General features: G+C 72.2%; 14 protein-coding genes. 9 read left to right on the forward strand and 5 right to left on the reverse strand.

The window, feature by feature from the left end:
- Positions 1 to 33: 33 nt before the first annotated feature.
- The 4 genes from ACIRPH_RS21955 (at position 34) to ACIRPH_RS21970 (ending at position 5,729) form a co-directional block, all read left to right on the forward strand.
- Positions 34 to 1,551, forward strand: a complete 1,518-nt coding sequence (locus tag ACIRPH_RS21955; protein WP_402917116.1) for a leucyl aminopeptidase — start codon at positions 34 to 36, stop codon at positions 1,549 to 1,551.
- A 142-nt stretch (positions 1,552 to 1,693) separates the two neighbouring features.
- Complete coding sequence (lpdA, locus tag ACIRPH_RS21960) at positions 1,694 to 3,070, forward strand: dihydrolipoyl dehydrogenase (RefSeq protein WP_402917118.1); 1,377 nt, start codon at positions 1,694 to 1,696, stop codon at positions 3,068 to 3,070.
- A gap of 122 nt (positions 3,071 to 3,192) precedes the next feature.
- Complete coding sequence (sucB, locus tag ACIRPH_RS21965; RefSeq protein ID WP_402917785.1) at positions 3,193 to 4,953, forward strand: 2-oxoglutarate dehydrogenase, E2 component, dihydrolipoamide succinyltransferase; 1,761 nt, start codon at positions 3,193 to 3,195, stop codon at positions 4,951 to 4,953.
- Between the two features lie 209 nt (positions 4,954 to 5,162).
- Positions 5,163 to 5,729, forward strand: a complete 567-nt coding sequence (locus ACIRPH_RS21970) for an NADPH-dependent FMN reductase (RefSeq protein WP_402917120.1) — start codon at positions 5,163 to 5,165, stop codon at positions 5,727 to 5,729.
- Between the two features lie 196 nt (positions 5,730 to 5,925).
- On the opposite strand, the gene ACIRPH_RS21975 is transcribed toward ACIRPH_RS21970, so the two are convergent.
- A complete protein-coding gene (locus ACIRPH_RS21975; RefSeq protein WP_402917788.1) occupies positions 5,926 to 6,975 on the reverse strand; it encodes a glucose 1-dehydrogenase in 1,050 nt (349 codons plus the stop codon).
- Positions 6,976 to 7,110: 135 nt separating this feature from the next.
- Positions 7,111 to 8,313 (reverse strand): aromatic acid exporter family protein, encoded by a 1,203-nt coding sequence (locus ACIRPH_RS21980; RefSeq protein WP_402917122.1) that lies wholly within the window; start codon positions 8,311 to 8,313, stop codon positions 7,111 to 7,113.
- Between the two features lie 592 nt (positions 8,314 to 8,905).
- On the opposite strand from ACIRPH_RS21980, the gene ACIRPH_RS21985 reads away from it, so the two are divergent.
- From ACIRPH_RS21985 to ACIRPH_RS22000, 4 genes are all read left to right on the forward strand, one after another.
- On the forward strand, positions 8,906 to 9,838 hold the full coding sequence (locus tag ACIRPH_RS21985) for a TIGR01777 family oxidoreductase (RefSeq protein WP_402917124.1): 933 nt from the start codon (positions 8,906 to 8,908) through the stop codon (positions 9,836 to 9,838).
- A 9-nt stretch (positions 9,839 to 9,847) separates the two neighbouring features.
- On the forward strand, positions 9,848 to 10,549 hold the full coding sequence (gene lipB, locus ACIRPH_RS21990) for a lipoyl(octanoyl) transferase LipB (RefSeq protein WP_402917126.1): 702 nt from the start codon (positions 9,848 to 9,850) through the stop codon (positions 10,547 to 10,549).
- Between the two features lie 96 nt (positions 10,550 to 10,645).
- Positions 10,646 to 11,599 (forward strand): lipoyl synthase, encoded by a 954-nt coding sequence (gene lipA / locus ACIRPH_RS21995; protein WP_402917128.1) that lies wholly within the window; start codon positions 10,646 to 10,648, stop codon positions 11,597 to 11,599.
- A gap of 216 nt (positions 11,600 to 11,815) precedes the next feature.
- Positions 11,816 to 12,541 carry a DUF4191 domain-containing protein gene (locus ACIRPH_RS22000; protein WP_402917129.1) on the forward strand — a complete coding sequence of 242 codons (726 nt, stop codon included), beginning with the start codon at positions 11,816 to 11,818 and terminating at the stop codon, positions 12,539 to 12,541.
- Positions 12,542 to 13,220: 679 nt separating this feature from the next.
- Here ACIRPH_RS22000 and ACIRPH_RS22005 read toward each other — a convergent pair.
- The 3 genes from ACIRPH_RS22005 to ACIRPH_RS22015 all read right to left on the reverse strand — a co-directional run bounded on the left by ACIRPH_RS22005 (position 13,221) and on the right by ACIRPH_RS22015 (position 16,872).
- Positions 13,221 to 14,609, reverse strand: coding sequence for an LCP family protein (locus ACIRPH_RS22005; protein WP_402917791.1), 1,389 nt, complete (start codon positions 14,607 to 14,609; stop codon positions 13,221 to 13,223).
- A 188-nt stretch (positions 14,610 to 14,797) separates the two neighbouring features.
- Complete coding sequence (locus ACIRPH_RS22010) at positions 14,798 to 16,219, reverse strand: LCP family protein (RefSeq protein WP_402917130.1); 1,422 nt, start codon at positions 16,217 to 16,219, stop codon at positions 14,798 to 14,800.
- 170 nt (positions 16,220 to 16,389) lie between these two features.
- Positions 16,390 to 16,872, reverse strand: coding sequence for an RDD family protein (locus ACIRPH_RS22015; protein WP_402917132.1), 483 nt, complete (start codon positions 16,870 to 16,872; stop codon positions 16,390 to 16,392).
- A 330-nt stretch (positions 16,873 to 17,202) separates the two neighbouring features.
- Between ACIRPH_RS22015 and glnA the strand changes: the two genes are divergently transcribed.
- Positions 17,203 to 18,627 (forward strand): type I glutamate--ammonia ligase, encoded by a 1,425-nt coding sequence (gene glnA, locus ACIRPH_RS22020; RefSeq protein ID WP_402917134.1) that lies wholly within the window; start codon positions 17,203 to 17,205, stop codon positions 18,625 to 18,627.
- Positions 18,628 to 18,642 lie beyond the last annotated feature (15 nt).

Consider the following 18,642-nt stretch of genomic DNA (forward strand, 5'->3'; position numbering starts at 1 on the left):
CGCCCGGCGCGGGAGGCGACTAGCATCGGGGGTGTGAGCACGTCGTTGGCAGTAAACACGGAGTCCCCCAGTTCGCTCGACGCCGACGCGGTTGTCGTCGGCTACCACTCCGGAGGCGACGCTCCGGAACCCGCGTCGGGCGCGCATGACGTCGACGCCGCCTTCTCGGGCGGCCTCGCCTCGACCCTGTCGCTCCTGGGAGCGAGCGGCGCACCTGAGGAGGTGCACACCATTGCCTCCCTCGGAGCCGTCAGGGCCCCGGTCGTCGTCGCGGTCGGTCTCGGCCCGGCGCCCGCCGAGCGCCCCGTCGACCCCGACGTCCTGTCCCGCGCCGCGGGCGCCGCCCTGCGGTCGCTGGCCTCGCGCCCCGGTGGCGCCGGCCGCGTGGTCCTGGCCCTGCCGGCCGGGAGCGCCGAGGAGGCCGGGGCCGTCGCCCTCGGAGCCCAGCTCGGAACCTACGTCTTCGACCGGTACCGCACCGGCGACGAGGCCCGTGAGCAGGCGGAGGGCCGCGCCGCCGGCTCCCTGGTCCTGGCCAGCTCCGCCCCGGGCGCGGACGCGGCCGTCGAGCGCGCCGCGGTCATGGCCGAGGCCGTCAACTTCACGCGCGACCTGGTCAACACCGCCCCGGCCGACCTGGTCCCCGAGGACCTGGCCGCCGCCGCCCAGGAGATCGCCCAGCAGGCCGGCCTCGAGATCGAGGTCCTGGACGAGCGGGCCCTGGCCGAGGGCGGCTACGGCGGCCTGACCGGCGTCGGCCAGGGCTCGTCCAACCCGCCCCGCCTGGTCCGTCTCGCCCACAGCCACCCGGAGGCGACCAAGACCGTCGCCTTCGTCGGCAAGGGCATCACCTTCGACTCGGGCGGCCTCTCCCTCAAGCCCGCGGGCTCGATGGACTGGATGAAGTCCGACATGGCCGGCGCCGCCTCCGTGCTCGCCGCCATGCGCGCCATCTCCACCCTGGGCCTGAAGGTCAACGCCGTCGGCTACCTGGCCGTGGCGGAGAACATGCCCAGCGGCACCGCCCAGCGCCCCTCCGACGTGCTGAGCATCTACGGCGGCAAGACCGTCGAGGTCCTCAACACCGACGCCGAGGGCCGCCTGGTCATGGCGGACGCCCTGGTCCGGGCCCAGGAGGACCAGCCCGACCTGGTCGTGGACATCGCCACGCTGACCGGCGCGCAGCTGGTCGCGCTCGGCACCCGGGTGTTCGCGGTCATGGCCAACGACGACGGCGTGCGCGAGGCGGTCGTCGCCGCGGCCGGGGCGGAGGGCGAGGCCTCCTGGCCGATGCCGCTCCCCTCCGAGCTGCGGGCGGGGCTCGACTCCGCGGTCGCCGACATCGCGAACGTGGCGGGCGAGCGCTGGGGCGGCATGCTCTCGGCGGGCGTCTTCCTCCAGGAGTTCATCGGCGAGGGCGTCAAGTGGGCGCACCTCGACATCGCGGGCCCGTCCTTCAACCAGGGCGGTCCGCACGGCCACACCCCGAAGGGCGGCACCGGCGCGGGAACCCGCACCCTGGTCCGCATCGCCGAGGGGTACGCCGAGTAGTCACCGTGCGCGGGTTCCACCCCAGTGAGCCGGGATGCCGCCCGCGCACGGCCACCGCGGTCGCCGACACCCTCCCCCCTCTGTGGGCGCCACCCGCGGATCCACCACCCACACCAGCCACCACAACTAGGAGTTCGTTCCCGTGAGTGAGAACGGCGGCACCTTCGACCTCGTCGTCCTTGGCGGCGGCAGCGGCGGCTACGCGGCAGCGCTCCGCGCCGCCGAGCTGGACATGAGCGTCGTCCTGATCGAGAAGGACAAGCTCGGCGGCACGTGCCTGCACCGCGGCTGCATCCCCACCAAGGCCCTCCTGCACTCCGCCGAGGTCGCCGACTCCGCCAAGGAGAGCGAGGCCTTCGGCGTGAAGGCCAGCTTCGAGGGCATCGACATCGAGGCCGTGCACAAGTACAAGGACAAGGTGATCGGCGGCCTCTTCAAGGGTCTGACCGGTCTCGTCAAGTCCCGCAAGATCACCGTGGTCGAGGGCGAGGGCAAGCTCACCGGCAAGGACGAGGTGACCGTCGGCGACGCGGTGTACAAGGGCCGGAACATCGTCCTGGCCACCGGCTCCAAGCCCAAGACCCTGGGCCTGGAGATCGACGGCGAGAAGGTCATGACCAGTGACCAGGCCCTCGACCTGGGCCGGGTCCCCGAGTCCGTCATCGTCCTGGGCGGCGGCGTGATCGGCGTGGAGTTCGCCAGCGTGTGGCGTTCCTACGGCGCCGACGTCACCATCGTCGAGGCCCTGCCGCACCTGGTGCCGGTCGAGGAGGAGTCGAGCTCCAAGCTGCTGGAGCGCGCCTTCCGCAAGCGCAAGATCAAGTACGAGCTCGGCACCCCGTTCGAGTCGGTCAAGACCACCGACTCCGGCGTGACGGTCACCCTCAAGGGCGGCAAGACCCTCGACGCCGAGGTGCTGCTGGTCGCCATCGGCCGCGGCCCCGTGTCGGAGGGCCTGGGCTACGAGGAGCAGGGGATCACCCTGGACCGCGGCTTCGTCCAGGTCGACGAGAACCTGCACACCGGCGTCGGCGGCGTCTACGCCGTGGGCGACCTCATCCCCACCCTCCAGCTCGCCCACGTCGGCTTCGCCGAGGGCATCTTCGTCGCCGAGCACATCGCCGGGCAGAACCCGCCCGCGATCGACTACGACGGTGTTCCCCGGGTCACGTACTGTGAGCCCGAGGTCGCCTCGGTGGGCCTCACCTCCGCGGTGGCCAAGGAGCGCGGCCACGACATCGTGGAGATGAACTACAACCTGGCGGGCAACGGCAAGAGCCAGATCCTCCAGACCTCCGGCGCGATCAAGGTCATCGCCGAGAAGGACGGGCCGGTGCTGGGCGTCCACATGGTCGGCAGCCGCGTCGGCGAGCTGATCGCCGAGGGGCAGCTCATCTACAACTGGGAGGCGCTGCCCTCCGAGGTGGCCCAGCTCATCCACCCGCACCCGAGCCAGTCCGAGGCGCTGGGCGAGGCGCATCTGGCCCTGGCCGGCAAGCCGCTGCACGTCCACGACTGACCGCACCACCCGGGGGCGGGCCCACACGGCCCGCCCCCGCACACATCCGCGCTGCCCAGTCAAGGGGTTGGGCAGAGACCGCGCCCAGATCCAACGAGGAACCCATGCCGACTTCCGTTTCCATGCCCGCCCTGGGTGAGAGCGTCACCGAGGGGACCGTCACCCAGTGGCTCAAGAACGTGGGCGACACCGTCGAGGTAGACGAGCCGCTCCTTGAGGTCTCCACCGACAAGGTGGACACCGAGATCCCGTCCCCGGTCGCCGGTGTACTCACCAAGATCCTGGTGGACGAGGACGAGACCGTGGAGATCGGCGCCGAGATCGCCGTCATCGGCGGCGAAGGCGAGAGCAGCGACGAGGCCGCGCCCGCCGCCGAGGCCGCCCGGCCCGAGCCCGAAGCGGAGCCGGAGCCGGAGCCCGAGCCGGAGGCCGCTCCGGAGGCCGAGCCCGCCCCGGAGCCGAAGGCCGAGCCCGAGCCGGCCGCGTCCGCCCCGTCCTCCGACGGACCCACCACCTCGGTGACCATGCCCGCCCTGGGTGAGAGCGTCACCGAGGGGACCGTCACCCAGTGGCTCAAGAGCGTGGGCGACACCGTCGAGGTGGACGAGCCGCTCCTTGAGGTCTCCACCGACAAGGTGGACACCGAGATCCCGTCCCCGGTCGCCGGTGTACTCACCAAGATCCTGGTGGACGAGGACGAGACCGTGGAGATCGGCGCCGAGATCGCCGTCATCGGCGGCACCGGAGGCGAGGCGCCGGCCGCCTCCGAGGCGCCCGCTCCCCCTCAGGCCGAGCCCACGCCGGAGCCGAAGGCCGACGCGAAGCCGAAGGCCGCGCCCGCCCCGGAGCCGAAGGCCGAGCCCGCCCCCGCCGCGCGCGCGGACTCGTCGGACGACGGCCCGTCCGTGGACATCGAGACCCTCAGCGGCACCGGCCGGGCCTCCGGCACCGACGCCGTCACCGAGGCGTACGTGACGCCGCTGGTGCGCAAGCTCGCGTCCGAGCACCGCGTGGACCTGGGCCGCGTGAGCGGCACGGGCGTGGGCGGCCGCATCCGCAAGCAGGACGTGCTCAAGGCGGCGGAGGAGCAGAAGGCCGCCGCCGCGCGGGCCGCCGCCCCCGCGGCGCCCTCCTCGGCCCCCCGCAAGGTCGCCTCCGACACCTCGCTGCGCGGACGGACCGAGAAGCTCACCCGCCTGCGCCAGTCCATCGCCGACCACATGGTGGAGTCGCTGCACGTCTCCGCGACGGCCACGCAGGTCATCGAGGTGGACGTCACCAAGATCGCCCGTCTGCGCGAGCAGGTCGCCAAGCGGGACGGCGCCGCCCCGGACTTCTTCGCGTTCTTCGGCCTGGCCGCGGTCGAGGCCCTCAGGACCCACCCCAAGCTCAACGCGGTCATCGACGGTGACAAGCAGGAGGTGACCTACCACGACGTCGAGAACCTCGCCGTCTCGGTGGACACCGAGCGCGGCCTGCTCGCCCCGGTCGTGAAGGACGCGGGCACGCTGAACCTGGACGGGCTCGCCCGCACGATCACCGACCTGAGCGAGCGCGCCCACACCGGCAGGCTCGGCCCGGACGAGCTGGGCGGCGGCACGTTCACCATCGCCGAGACCGGGTGCACCGGCGCCCTGTTCGGCACGCCGATCATCAACCAGCCGCAGGTGGCCATCCTCGGCACCGGCGCGATCGTCAAGCGCCCCGTCGTGGTCGAGGACCCGGCCATGGGCGGCGAGGTGATCGCGGTGCGCTCGATGGTCTACCTGTCGCTGGCCCACGACCACCGCCTGATCGACAGCGCCGACGCCGGACGCTTCCTCCAGACCGTGAGGGAGCGGCTGGAGGAGGGCGACTTCGAGCGCGAGCTCGGCCTGTCCTAGGATCCGCGTGTTCCGGCCGGGCCGGGCGCCGTCCTCGGCGCCCGGCCCGGTTCTGTTTCCAGCGCGCCTGATTTGACCTGAATCGCGGTTCAGGTCCTAACGTTGTTCCGTCACCCGGAAGAGAACGGACGCCGTTCCGCCCGAATCCCCGTGGGGCCGCCGGTCCCCGCGTGCCCAGGGCCGTCAGGCACGAAGACGACGAGGACCACATGGAAAACCTTCGGATCGCGGTCATCCTCGCTGGCAACAGCAGGGGCCGAACCGGCCCCGCCGTCTCGCGGTGGTTCGTGGGGCGCACGGCGAAGCACCCCGACCCCCGCCTGCGGTTCGACGTCCTGGACGTGGACGGCATCGGCCCCGAGGACGGCCACGGCGGGCCGATGGCGCCCCATGCGGCGGAGGTCGTCGACGCCGCCGACGGGTTCGTGGTCGTCACGCCGGAGTACAACCACGGCTACCCCGGCGGGCTCAAGAGCGCGATCGACTCCGCGCGCCGGGAGTGGTTCGCCAAGGCCGTGGGGTTCGTCTCCTACGGCGGGATGTCCGGCGGCCTGCGGGCGATCGAGCAGCTGCGCTCGGTCTTCTCGGAGCTGCACACCGCGACCATCCGGGACACCGTCAGCCTGCACAACGCGCAGTCGATGTTCGGCGACGACGGCGAGCCCGCCGTCGACATGTCCGGCGCGGACGCGGCCGTGGAGCGGATGCTGGACCAGCTGGCCTGGTGGGCGCAGGCCCTGCGCGAGGCCCGCGAGCGCCGCCCCTACCCCGGCTAGCGGGCCGGCCGGAACCGCTGCCCGGGCGCCGCCGGTCCCCCGGCCCCGTACCTCCGGCCGCTCCTGGCGCCGGCCCCGCCCCGGGTACCGGATCACGGTGCCCGGCGGGGCCGGGCCCCGCCGGGCGGCCCTTCTTCCGGACACCGCGCCGGGGCGGGCACCCGCCGACGCGCGCACCGTGCCCGTCCCCGTGGGGTCAGAGGTCGATGACGACCTTCACCTGGTCGCCGGCGGGCTCCGCGAACACCCCGGGGGCCAGGTCGAGGGGGACCCTTCGGGTGATGAGCCCCTCCAGCCAGCCCCGGTCCGCCCCGGCCAGGTGCCGCGCCGCCAGCTCGTAGTGGCGGCGGTTGGCGTTGACCGAGCCGAAGAGCACGTCGTTCTCCAGGACCAGCCTCCGGCTCAGGTGCCCGGGGCTCACCTCGACGCGGGTGCGGCCGGTGCTGAGACCGACGTAGCAGACGATGCCGTCGGCGGCGTTGTGGATCGCCGTGTCGAGGATCAGGGAGTCCGCGCCGGTGGTCTCGATGATCACGTCGAGCGCGAACTCCTGGGCGATCTCCGCGACGCCCCCCGTGTGGTAGGTCGCCCCCAGGGCGGCGACCAGGTCCGGTTTGGGGCCGCTCCCGACCCTGTCGAGGACGTGCACGTCGAGGCCGCGCCGGACCCCGATCAGGGCCGCCAGGAGTCCGATGGGCCCGGCGCCGGTGACGAGCGCGGTGCGGGGCTCGAACCAGGCCCGCCGGCCGATGCTCTCCACGTGCTCCCACGCCTTCGCCACGATCGTGGTCGGCTCCATCAGGACGCCGACCTCCTCCAGCGCCGGGTCGAGCCGGACCGCGTAGTCGGCCGGGACGGTCCACCGCTCCGAGCCGTAGCCGTGGATCTCCTTGATGCCGCGCTCCGTGAACCCGCCGTTGCGGCACATGTCGAACTCCCCGTGCGCGCACGGCCCGCAGGGGACGGGGTCGGGCCTGCGGACGATGCCGACCACCAGGTCGCCCGGGGCGAAACCGGAGCCGGGCGGCGCCTGGCGCACCCGGCCGAGGGACTCGTGCCCCAGGACGAGGCGCTCGTGGCCGGGCGGGGCGGTGCCGTACTCGCCGTCGGCGATCTCCTTGTCGGTCCCGCAGATTCCCAGCGCCACGCCGTCGACGAGGAGTTCCCCCTCCTCCGGCACCGGCGGGTCGATCTCGTCCACCGTCACCGATCCGGCCGTCATCGGCGTCACCATCAGAGCCCGCATGAGTCCCCCGCTGTCGTCGTGCCCGCGGCGCGGCATGCGCCCGCCCTCGGGTCCTGCCCCCGCCCCGTGAGCGGAAAGCCGGGTTGGGGGACTCATGTCCGCGTTATTGCCACGGCGGAGGCTGCGCCCGGGGGGTCAGCGGCGCCCCCGCCGCCACGAGTACCAGCGGTGCCGGTACCGGTCCAGGGGCGGACGCCACGGCAGCCACGGCAGCCACGGGACCCCCGGGGGGTGCGGGACCTCCAGGTCGGCCTCGTCCTCCCGCAACGCCTCCTCGGCCTCCTCGAACCTGATCCCGGCGAACACCATGATGTCGGTGGCGACCATCTCGACCGCCAGGTGCGTGGCGGTGGTCACGGGGTCTCCGCCCGTGTCCTGCGCGTCGAACCTCCTGGCGGACCGGAGGGCCCCCTCCACCGCCTCCTGGCGCGCCCGGCGGCTGCTGAGGTCGTCGGCGAGCGTGTACAGCGCCGAGGCCATGCGGCTGACGACCGGCGCGAGCTCGTGGCGCTCGTCCTCGCTCATGGCCGCGGTGGTCCGCGCGAGGAACAGGCAGCTCTCCCCGAGCAGGATGAGGCGGTCGATCACCTCGTCCTCGGCGAGGACCGGCGCCGGGTCGCCCCACCGGATGGTGGAGAGGCGGACCGTGTGGCGGCTGTTCTCCCTGGCGCGGCTGAGCTCCGCCATCGGCCTGCTCAGGTCTCCCAGCCACGTGACCATCTCCTGGCTGGAGGACTCGTCGTCCCGCCGCAGCGCGCGGCCGGAGACGTCGAGCATGTGGGCCATCTCGGTCAGCGCGTCCGCCTCGATCCGGCGCAGGATGGCGACCAGCCTGGCGGGGAACAGCAGCTGGCTGAACACGAGCGCCACCCCGGCCCCGATGAGCGCGTCGGTGAGCCGGCCCAGCCCCGCGTGCCCTCCCCCGAAGTTCACGGCGAAGACCACGGTGAGGATCGCGCTGGCCGCCGCCTGGCCGATCACGATCCGCTGGACGCCGATCGCGAAGGCGGCCGTCATCGCCAGGCCGACGCCCAGCGCGAGCGCGCCGTAGCCGCCGCCCCCGGTGAGGGCGATCGCGACCTCGCCGGAGATGATGCCGAACACCACCCCCGTGAGCAGCCGGACCGCGTTGGCGCCCCGCTCCCCGCCCGAGGTGTTGAGCGCGATGACCGCCGCGATCGGCGCGAAGAAGGGGTCGTGGTCCTTGACGAGGCCGCCGGCCACGGTCCACGCCACCACCGCGGCCACGACGGCCTGGAGCACCGACCAGAAGTGGACGGACACGCGTTCCCGGGCGTCCTCGGCCACGACCGTCAACCGGCGCCAGCCGGCGCGCACCGGCGAGTCGCTCCTCCTCACGGCCGCCTCAGGGGCCGGGGGCCGGCGGGATCGCGGGATCCGGGACCGGTCCGCCGCGGGGGCCGGTCCCGGCGGCACGGGCGTGGAGCATGGCGACGCCTTCCTGTCCTGGACGCCCTGGGCGAGAACGGGCACTGCGTCCATGCTCCGCCGCGGGGGCCCTCATCGGGAGCGGACACACCGGAGAGGGCCGGGCATGGCCCAGTCCTTACCCTCGGCGCGAGGAGGGCGGGTGCGCGGGACGGGCTCCGGGGGGTCGGCGCGGGGAAGGCGGACGGGGCGGCGCCTGTGGCGCCGCCCCGTCTTTCTACCCCACCAATCACCATCCCCTGATGATCCCCATCATCAAAGGTCTGTGGACGGGCGCCACGACAGCCAGCCCGACAGCGTGTCGCCCACAGTGATTCCGCGCTGACGCGGAGTTCCCTGCTCCACGTTCAAAGTAGAAGAGGGGAGGGCGTCCCCGCAGCGTTTTCGCAGAAAAAGCCCGAGAAAACTTCTGGGAGGCCCCGCGGGGCCTTCCGCCCCCTCTTCCGCGGGAGGTCCGGGATCCTCCGGGTAGACCCTGGGCATGAGAGTGGCTATCACTGGAGCCTCCGGGCTCATCGGCCGGGCGCTGGCCGCGTCCCTGCTCGACGACGGACACACGGTGGTGCGCCTGGTCCGGCGCCTTCCGCGCGGCGGCACCCCCGCGAACGTCGAGGAGGCGGAGTGGCGCCCCGAGCAGGGGCGCGTCGACACCGTCGCCCTGCACGAGGCCGACGCCGTCGTGCACCTGGCCGGGGCTCCGGTCGGCCCCACCGTGTGGACCAGGCACCGGCGCGCGGTCATCCGGCGCAGCCGGGTCCGCGGCACCCGCACCCTGGCCCGGGCGCTGGCGGGGATGCCCTCCCCTCCCCCGCGGCTGCTGACGGCGTCGGGGATGCACTACTACGGGGACACCGGGGGCGGGGTGGCCACGGAGGAGAGCCCTCCGGGCGCGGGTTTCCTGGCCCGGACCTGCCAGGTCTGGGAGGAGGCGGCGGCCCCGGCCCTCGAAGCGGGCCTGTCCGTGGCGTACATGCGCACGGCGGTGGTGCTCGACCGCTCGGGGGGCCTGCTGCGCACGCTGCTGCCGCTCTACCGGGCCGGCCTGGGCGGACGCCTGGGGTCGGGGGCGCAGTACATGAGCTGGATCGCGCTGCGCGACCAGGTGGGGGCGATCCGGTTCCTGCTGGAGCACCCCGAGGTGACGGGGCCGGTGAACATGTGCTCGCCGGAGCCGGTGAGCAACGCCGCGTTCACCCAGGCCCTGGGGGAGGTCCTGCGGCGCCCCACGGTCATCCCGGTCCCCGCGACGGCGCTGCGCGCGACCCTGGGCGACTTCGCGGAGGAGACCTCCCTGATCGACCTGAGGGCCGTACCCGAACGCCTGGAGCGGGCCGGCTATTCCTTCCTGCTGCCCACCATCGACAGTGCGCTATCCGACATCCTGGCCCGACCGGCGCACCGCGCCGGGGCGTAAGGTGGTCGTGTGAGTGATCTCGTTTACGCATGGCTGGGCGACGCTCCCGTCCCGTACCACCAGGGCTGGGATCTCCAGAAGCGGCTCCACGAGAGCCGCGTCGCCGATGAGGTGGCCGACACCGTCCTGTTCCTGGAACACGAGCCCGTCTACACCGCGGGAAAGCGCACCGGGAGGTGGGATCGTCCCATCACCGACCCCGGCGCTCCCGTCGTGGACATCGACCGGGGCGGCAAGATCACCTGGCACGGCCCCGGCCAGCTGACGGTGTACCCCATCGTGCGCATGCCGGACCCCGTGGACGTGATCGCCTACGTGCGCATGCTGGAGGAGGCCGTCATCCGCACCGTCGCGGAGTACGGCCTGACCGGCAGGCGGGTGGAGGGGCGGACCGGGGTGTGGCTCGACGCCGACCCCGGGCGCGGCCTGATCGAGCGCAAGGTCGCCGCCATCGGGTGCCGGATCGCCCGCGGGGTCGGTATGCACGGACTCGCACTGAACTGCAACAATGACATGTCGTGGTTCGACCGGATCGTCCCGTGCGGAATCACCGACGCCGGGGTGACCTCGCTCTCCGCCGAACTCGGGCGCGAGGTGACCGTGGCCGACGTGAGGCCCAGGATGGAACGGCACCTGGCGGACGTCCTCGGCGCGGAGGGGTACAGCCACGCCGACGGCGCGGAGCTGCTCGGCGCCACCGCCCGTGGATGACACACCACACCATGAGCCAGTCCCCACCGGGACGCAGCCGCCCCCACGAAGGGCGAGAGGGTCCCGTCACGGGGCACAGAAGGGAACGGGTTCACGTTGACCATCGCTCCTGAGGGCCGCAGGTTGCTGCGCGTGGAGGCGCGCAACAGCGAGACCCCCATCGAGAAGAAGCCGCCGTGGATCAAGATCAAGGCGCACATGGGGCCCGAGTACACGGAGCTCCAGTCCCTGGTCAAGAGCGAGGGCCTGCACACGGTGTGCCAGGAGGCCGGGTGCCCCAACATCTACGAGTGCTGGGAGGACCGGGAGGCGACGTTCCTCATCGGCGGCGACCAGTGCACGCGGCGCTGCGACTTCTGCCAGATCGCCACGGGCAAGCCCAGCGCCCTGGACCGGATGGAGCCGACCAAGGTCGCCAACTCCGTGAAGAAGATGGAGCTGCGCTACGCCACCATCACCGGCGTGGCCCGTGACGACCTCGAGGACGGCGGCGCCTGGCTGTACGCCGAGACGGTCCGCAAGATCCACGAGCTCAACCCGGACACCGGCGTCGAGCTGCTCATCCCCGACTTCAACGCCGACCCCGACCAGCTGGCCGAGGTCTTCGGCTCGCGGCCCGAGGTGCTGGCGCACAACGTCGAGACGGTGCCCCGGATCTTCAAGCGCATCCGTCCGGGCTTCCGCTACGAGCGCTCCCTCCGGGTCATCACCGAGGCGCGCGCGGACGACCTCGTGACCAAGTCGAACCTGATCCTGGGCATGGGCGAGACCCGTGAGGAGATCAGCGAGGCGATGCGCGACCTGCACGAGGCCGGCTGCGACCTGCTCACCATCACCCAGTACCTGCGCCCCTCCAAGCTGCACCACCCGATCGACCGGTGGGTGAAGCCCGAGGAGTTCGTGGAACTGGGCCAGGAGGCCGAGGAGATCGGCTTCGCCGGCGTCATGTCGGGACCGCTGGTGCGCTCGTCCTACCGCGCCGGCCGCCTGTACAAGCAGGCCCGCGAGAAGCGCGACGCCGAGAACGCCGCCCTGGCCGGCGGCGCGTAATGGACGTTTCGCCCGAGTCGTGACCAAGCTGGAACGGTGGCCCGCGGGCCACCGTTCCTCATGTAGGGGCACGTCCACATATCCTGGTGGCGAGAGGCGCCCAGCTGGCCGGCGCCGTGAGGCGCAGCACCCAGGTCGACCGCGAAGAGGAGGCAAGGCAGCCCCGGGACCCCGTCCCCGCCGACACCGCGTCGGCGCGCGCTGCCTGAGAGCACGATGGCGAAAAAGCCCAAGGGTTCAGAGACCACGACCCCCGCCAAGGGCGGGGCCGAGAAGCAGCCCGGTCGGCTCAAGCAGATCGGCATGGTCGCCAAGGTCGTCCAGCAGCAGAGTCCCCGCAGCATCCCGCTGGCGGTCGGTGTCGCGGTGGTCGTCCTCGCGGTCTTCGTCGGCATCGGCATCTGGACCGGCTCCTGGATCCTGTGGCCGCTGACGGGCCTGCCGGTCGCCTTCCTGACCGGTTTCATCATCTTCACGCGCTCCGCGCAGCGGGTCCAGTACAAGATGCTGGACGGGCGCCTGGGCGCGGGCATGGCGATCCTGGACAACATGCGCGGCAACTGGGTGGTCGAGCCGGGCGTGGCCGCCAACAAGCAGATGGACGTCGTCCACCGCGTGGTGGGGCGGCCGGGCGTGATCCTGGTCGGCGAGGGCGACCCGGGCCGGCTCAAGCCGCTGATCGCCGGGGAGAAGAAGCGGGTCGCGCGGGTCGCGCACGACACTCCCATCTACGACTTCAAGGTCGGCAACGGCGAGGGCCTGGTGCCGATCTCCAAGCTCCAGCGCACGCTGGTCCGGCTCCCGCGCAACCTGGACAAGTCCGGGGCCGCCGAGCTGAACTACCGCCTCAAGGCCCTGCCCGCCAAGATGCAGATGCCCAAGGGGCCGATGCCCAAGAGCGCGAAGATGCCCCGGGGCATGCGGGGCCAGATGGGCGGGTAGCGACCCGGCCGGCCTCTCACGGACACGGGACGGGGGCCGTCGCACCGACAGGTGCGGCGGCCCCCGTTCGCGTGCGCGGCCCCGCCCCGGCGCGGTCCGCGGGGTGCTGCGCGGGCCCGTGGCCGAGCAGGCCCCCGGGCCCGCGATCGGGCTCCCGGCCCGGGGCCGCGAGGGTGGAGGAGCCGTCCTCACCCACCCGGTCGTTCGCGGGCACGGACGGGCCGACGACGGTGGCGCCGACCCGATCGGCGGGGGTCGTACCGCCTTCGGCCGGGGGCCCGTCCGGACGCGCACGGACGCCGCCGTCGTCCTCGGGGGCGTCGGACCGGCCCCTCGGCGCCCCGACGCGTCCCGGGGTCCTCTCGGAAGGCCTCCGCCCGCGCGGCCGGGGGAAGCCGACGGCCTCGACCCTCCAGTCCCCGACGGTCGCCACCTCCGCGCGGCCGGGGGAAGCCGGTGAAGAGGGGGACGGAGGGGGCGCCGCCCTCGCCGACCGGACGTCGGACCGGTCCGGTCCGGGCCGGGCCGGGCCCGCGGCCCGTCGCGCACCGTCCCGGGCGGGTCCGGCCCCCGGCGACGGGGACGGTCCTCCCGGGCCGGGCCCGGAACGCGACGAGGCCCCGCCGGCACCGGACAGGCGCCGACGGGGCCTCTCGACGCGGCGGCGCCGTCCCGGGCCCTACTCGCAGGAGACGGTGTCGTCGGCGGCCGAGGTGCCCTCCAGGTCCGCGAGGGCGCCGCTCCCGCCCCCGCCGCCGCCGTCGCCCCCGAAGGTGATGGGGCCCCAGTCGTCGGCGCCCATGACCAGCTCCAGATCCGTCCCGAGGTCGGGGACCTCCTCGACCTGGGCGGCGGTGAGCACCGAGGCGAGCTCCTCGGCGTGGGCGGCCCGGTCGGGGCCGTGGTAGACGGTGGTGGCGGTCGGCTGGCGGGCCTCGGGGTTGCCCGTCCCGGTGACGACGAACCCGCCCTCCAGGAGGCGCTGCTCGACCTGGCTCCCCAGCCCGTCGACGCCCGTGCCGTTGAGGACCCGGACGGACACGTCCCCGGGTTCCACGGAGACCTCCTCCTGAGCCTCCTCCTCCGGGGCGGCCTCCTCTTCCTCCTCCGCCAGCACCTCGCCGGAGGCCACCGAGGCGAAGAGCTCGTCGGCGGCGGGCTGCTGGAACGCGACCTTGTTCGGGTTGCTGGGGGCGTCGACGACCGGGACCGTCACCATGTTCATCCGCCCGAGGTCCACCTGGCGCATGGCGATGGCCAGCTCGGCCATCTTGTCGGTGGTCAGGCCGTCGTCGGTCACCATGCTGTCGGTGACCGAGCCGATGAAGTCGTAGAGGGTGGTCGGGCTGCTCAGGATGTCGCCGCTGGTGACCTCGCGCAGGATCGCGCCGATCATCCTCTGCTGGTTCTCGATCCTGTTCAGGTCGCTGCCCTGCTCGGTGCTGTCCCGGGACCGCGCCAGGCCGAGGGCCTGCTCGCCGTTCAGGGTCTGCATCCCGGCGTCCAGGACCAGGTGGGCCTTGGGGTCGTCGATCGGTTCGGGGACGCACATCTCGATGCCGCCGACGGAGTCGACGATGTTCTGGAACCCGGCGAAGTCGACCATCACCATGTGGTCGAGGTGGATGCCGGTGAGCGTCTCCACGGTGTTGCCCTGGCAGTCCATGCCGCCGTAGGTCATGGCGTGGTTGAGCTGGTCCACCGTTCCGGCGGTCACCCCCGGCGCCTCGCCGTTGGGCGCGCAGTCGGGCATCTCGATGATCAGGTCGCGCGGCATGTTGACCATGGTCACCCCGCCCCGGTCCACGTCGATGCTCACCACGACCAGCACGTCGGGCCGGATGCCGTTCAGCTCGTTGTAGGAGGCGTCCTCCCCCGCCCGCTCGTCGGTGCCGAGCAGGAGGATGTTGTGGATGCCGTCCACCTGGCTGGGGCGGTCCCCCCAGGCGTCGGTGTTGATCTCCTCGGTGGCGATGCTGAGGGCGTCCCGGTACCCCGCGTAGGCGGTCAGGCTCGTCGCTATGAGCACTCCGGTCACCCCGCACGCGACCCACTGACCAAGACTCATCTTCGCGGCGAGGGCCGAAGACACGTTTCTGGGAGCCAAGAGGGCACCTGCGATCCGGTATGGGACAAGGGCGGGTCCGCTCGGAGGAGAGCACCGCGCGGAGGGCGCGGGGCGACGCGGACGTAACGGCCGGATGGTACCGGAAGGGTACGCACCATGTCAGATCGTATCCGGATCGGGCGTCCGGATCAGCAGGCGCTCTCCGCCTCCTCCGCGGTGATCCCGCCGAGGTCGTCGGTGACGGACACCTCGGGGGCGGAGGAGGCCCCGTCGGCGAACCCGGCCCAGTCGGGGGCCAGGACCAGCTCCAGGGTCTGGGAGAGGCCCTCGGCCTCCTCGGTGACCGCGGACTCCATGGACCCGGCCAGCATCTCGGCCGCGGCCTCCTCGCCGGGGGCGTGGTAGACCGTCGTGGCCTCGGGGAACCGGGCGACCGGGTTGCCCGTGCCGGTGACCGTGTAGCCCTCTCCCGCGAGGACCGCCTGCACCTCCAGGGCGAGGCCGTCGACGCCCGCGTTGTTGAGGATCTCCACGGAGACGTCCTCGGGGGCCGGGCCCTGCTCGGCCTCCCCCTCGGACTCCCCGCCGCCGTCCTCCCCGCCGCCCGACATGTCCGCGCCGGCGTTGATCGCCTCGAACAGTGCGGGGGCGGCGTCGCTCATGATCAGGCGGTTGGGGTCCGCGGGGTGCTGGCCGTTGGGGACCGTCACGAACTGGATGCGCTGGAGGTCGACCTCGCGCATGGAGATGGCGAGGTCGGTCATGGTGTCGACGGTGAGGTCCTCGTCGGTGGTGACCGAGTCGGTGACGGCGCCGAGGAAGTTGGTGATGGTGACCGGGCTGGTCATGACCTCGCTGCTGAGTACCTGGCGCAGCATCGCGCCCATGAACTCCTGCTGGCGGTCGATGCGGGACAGGTCGCCGCCGTCGCCCTGCGCGTAGCGGGAGCGCACGAACCCGAGCGAGTCCTCGCCGTCCAGGGTCTGGAGCCCGGCGTCCAGGACCAGGTGGGCCTTGGGGTCGTCCACGGGCTCGGGGATGCACATCTCCACTCCGCCGATGGCGTCGACCATGTCCTTGAACCCGGTGAAGTCCATCATGACGAAGTGGTCGAGGTGCACGTCGGTCGCGTTCTCGACGGCCTGCCACTGGCAGCCGATGCCGCCGAAGGTCATCGCGGAGTTGATCATGCCGCTGTGCGGCGACATCCCCTCGTACCCCTCGACCGCCTCGCACGCGGGCAGGTCGACGACCAGGTCGCGGGGCAGGTTCACGAGGGTGGCCGCCCCGTTGTCGACGTTGATGCTGGCGATGAGCATCGTGTCGGGCCGCTCGCCCTCCGCCTCGCCGTAGTCGGCGTTCTCGCCCGAGCGGACGTCGGAGCCGATGATGAGCAGGTTCATCACGCCCTCGACGCTGGTGGGGCGGTCCCACGTCGTGTCCACCTGCGTGGTGGTGATGTTGCCGACGATGCCCTGGTACCAGCCGTAGCCGCCCAGGCTGACGACGACGGCGAGGGCGGTGGCGGCGCAGGCGACCCACTGTCCTGCGGACATCCGCACGGCACCGAGCGCGCCCGAGGGGTGGGGGGTGGAGCGTCTTCCAGCCATGCGAACCTTCGGAGGGTGCGATGAGACGTGGGGGGAGGTGCGGGGGCAGGACACCGTGAGGGTCGCGACCGTCCCCGGGGAAAGCGATGAACGGATGCTAACAGCAGCCGGAGCCCTGTCCGTACAACCGTTCCGGCTGTCCGGTGGGACCGGTTCCGCTCGGTGCGGGCTCAGTAACGCGTCGCCACCGTGCCCGCGGCGCGGTCGTGCAGCCCGCGGGTGTCGCGGTCGTAGATCACGGCCGGGATGACCAGGCACAGCAGGACCGTGCGCACGGTCATCGACACGAACCACGGCCAGGAGCGCTCGCCGGTGGCGGTGATGCCCACGCCGACGAGGCGGCGCCCGACGGTGGTGCCGAAGAGGGTGAGGAGGAGGATGCTCATCACGGCGAAGACCACCAGGGCGGTGTTGCTGAGCACCGGGACGACCTCCTCCTGGGAGGCGGCTCCCGCTCCGACGGCCCCCAGGCGGTAGAGGCCCCAGGAGATCATGAGGGCCAGGCACCAGTCCAGGGCGAGGCCGACGAGGCGCCTGATGACGCCGGGGACGGAGCCGGAACCCTCCTCCGGCAGGCCGAGGCGGTTCCCCCGGTACTGGAAGTCGTCCTCGTGGATGGCCCCGGCGGCGCCGCCCCGGCTCTCGTCGCTCATGGCATCCACGGTATACACCCGGTGGAGGGGCCGGTCCGCGGGACGGCCGGACGGGGCGTGAGCAGGGCGACGGACGCGGGTGTCCCGGACCACAACCACCCGTTCCGCATGTCCCGATTTCGCACGCCGAGCGGTGGAATCACCGGGTCAGGCTGGTTGGTCTGCGAAAACGCCTGGCTCCGTAACATGCAGGAAACAATAGAGACATGGCACGGAAATCACGCGCTCCTAGCTTCGTTGGCGAAGCCGGGAGACGGCGCGTGATCCGACGTGTCCGCGATGGAGCGGGCTCCGGTCCCATCGTCTCAGACACCTGCACGGAGGTTCGTTTTGTTCAGCAGCGTCGACGAGGTGCTCGCCTACATCCGGGACGAGGACGTCAAGTTCCTCGATGTCCGATTCACGGACCTGTTCGGGGGCGTCAACCACGTCACCCTCCCGACCTCGAACGTCGACGCCTCGACGTTCACCGACGGCCAGATGTTCGACGGGTCCTCGATCCGCGGCTTCCAGGCCATCCACGAGTCCGACATGCTGCTGCTGCCCGACCTGAGCACCGGCGTCCTGGACCCGTTCCGCAAGCACAAGACGCTGAACATGACGTTCTTCGTCCACGACCCGCTGACGCTGGAGTCCTACAGCCGGGACCCGCGCAACGTCGCCCGCAAGGCCGAGGCCTACCTCAAGGGCTCCGGGGTCGCGGACACCGCCTTCTTCGGCCCCGAGGCCGAGTTCTACATCTTCGACGACGTCAAGTTCGAGACGCGCTCCAACACCGGCTACTACGAGATCGACTCCATCGAGGGCGCCTGGAACACGGGCTCCGCGATCGAGGGCGGCAACCGCGGCTACCGTCCCCGGTACAAGGGCGGCTACTTCCCGGTCGAGCCGGTCGACCACTACAGCGACCTGCGCTCCGACATGGTGCAGGCGCTGATCGACGCGGGCATCGACGTCGAGCTCCAGCACCACGAGGTCGGCACCGCGGGCCAGGCCGAGATCGGCATCAGGTTCGGCACGCTGCTCCAGCAGGCCGACAAGGTGCAGCTGTACAAGTACATCGTCAAGAACGTCGCCAACGAGGCGGGCAAGACGGCCACGTTCATGCCCAAGCCGCTGTTCGGCGACAACGGCTCCGGCATGCACTGCCACCAGAGCCTGTGGAAGGACGGCGAGCCGCTCTTCTTCGACGAGTCGGGCTACGGCCAGCTCTCCGACACGGCGCGCTACTACATCGGCGGCCTGCTCAAGCACGCCGACGCCCTGCTCGCCTTCACCAACCCGACGGTGAACTCCTACCACCGCCTGGTGCCCGGCTACGAGGCCCCCATCAACCTCGTCTACAGCCAGCGCAACCGCTCGGCCTGCATCCGCCTGCCGCTCACGGGCTCCAACCCGAAGGCCAAGCGCATCGAGTTCCGCGTGCCGGACCCGTCGGCCAACCCGTACCTGGCCTTCTCCGCCATGCTGATGGCCGGGATCGACGGCATCAAGAACAAGATCGAGCCGCCGGAGCCGGTCGACAAGGACCTCTACGAGCTGCCCCCGGCGGAGGCCTCGGCCATCAAGACCGTCCCGGCCTCGCTCGACGACGCCCTGCTGGCGCTGGAGGCCGACCACGAGTTCCTGCTCGAGGGCGGCGTGTTCACCAAGGACCTCATCGAGACCTACGTGGACTTCAAGCGCACCGAGGAGATCGACTCCCTGCGCCTGCGCCCGCACCCGCGCGAGTTCGAGCTCTACTACGACATCTAGGCGGCGACGCCCCGG

Source organism: Nocardiopsis sp. NPDC101807 (assembly GCF_044766605.1).
Classification (GTDB): domain Bacteria; phylum Actinomycetota; class Actinomycetes; order Streptosporangiales; family Streptosporangiaceae; genus Nocardiopsis; species Nocardiopsis tropica.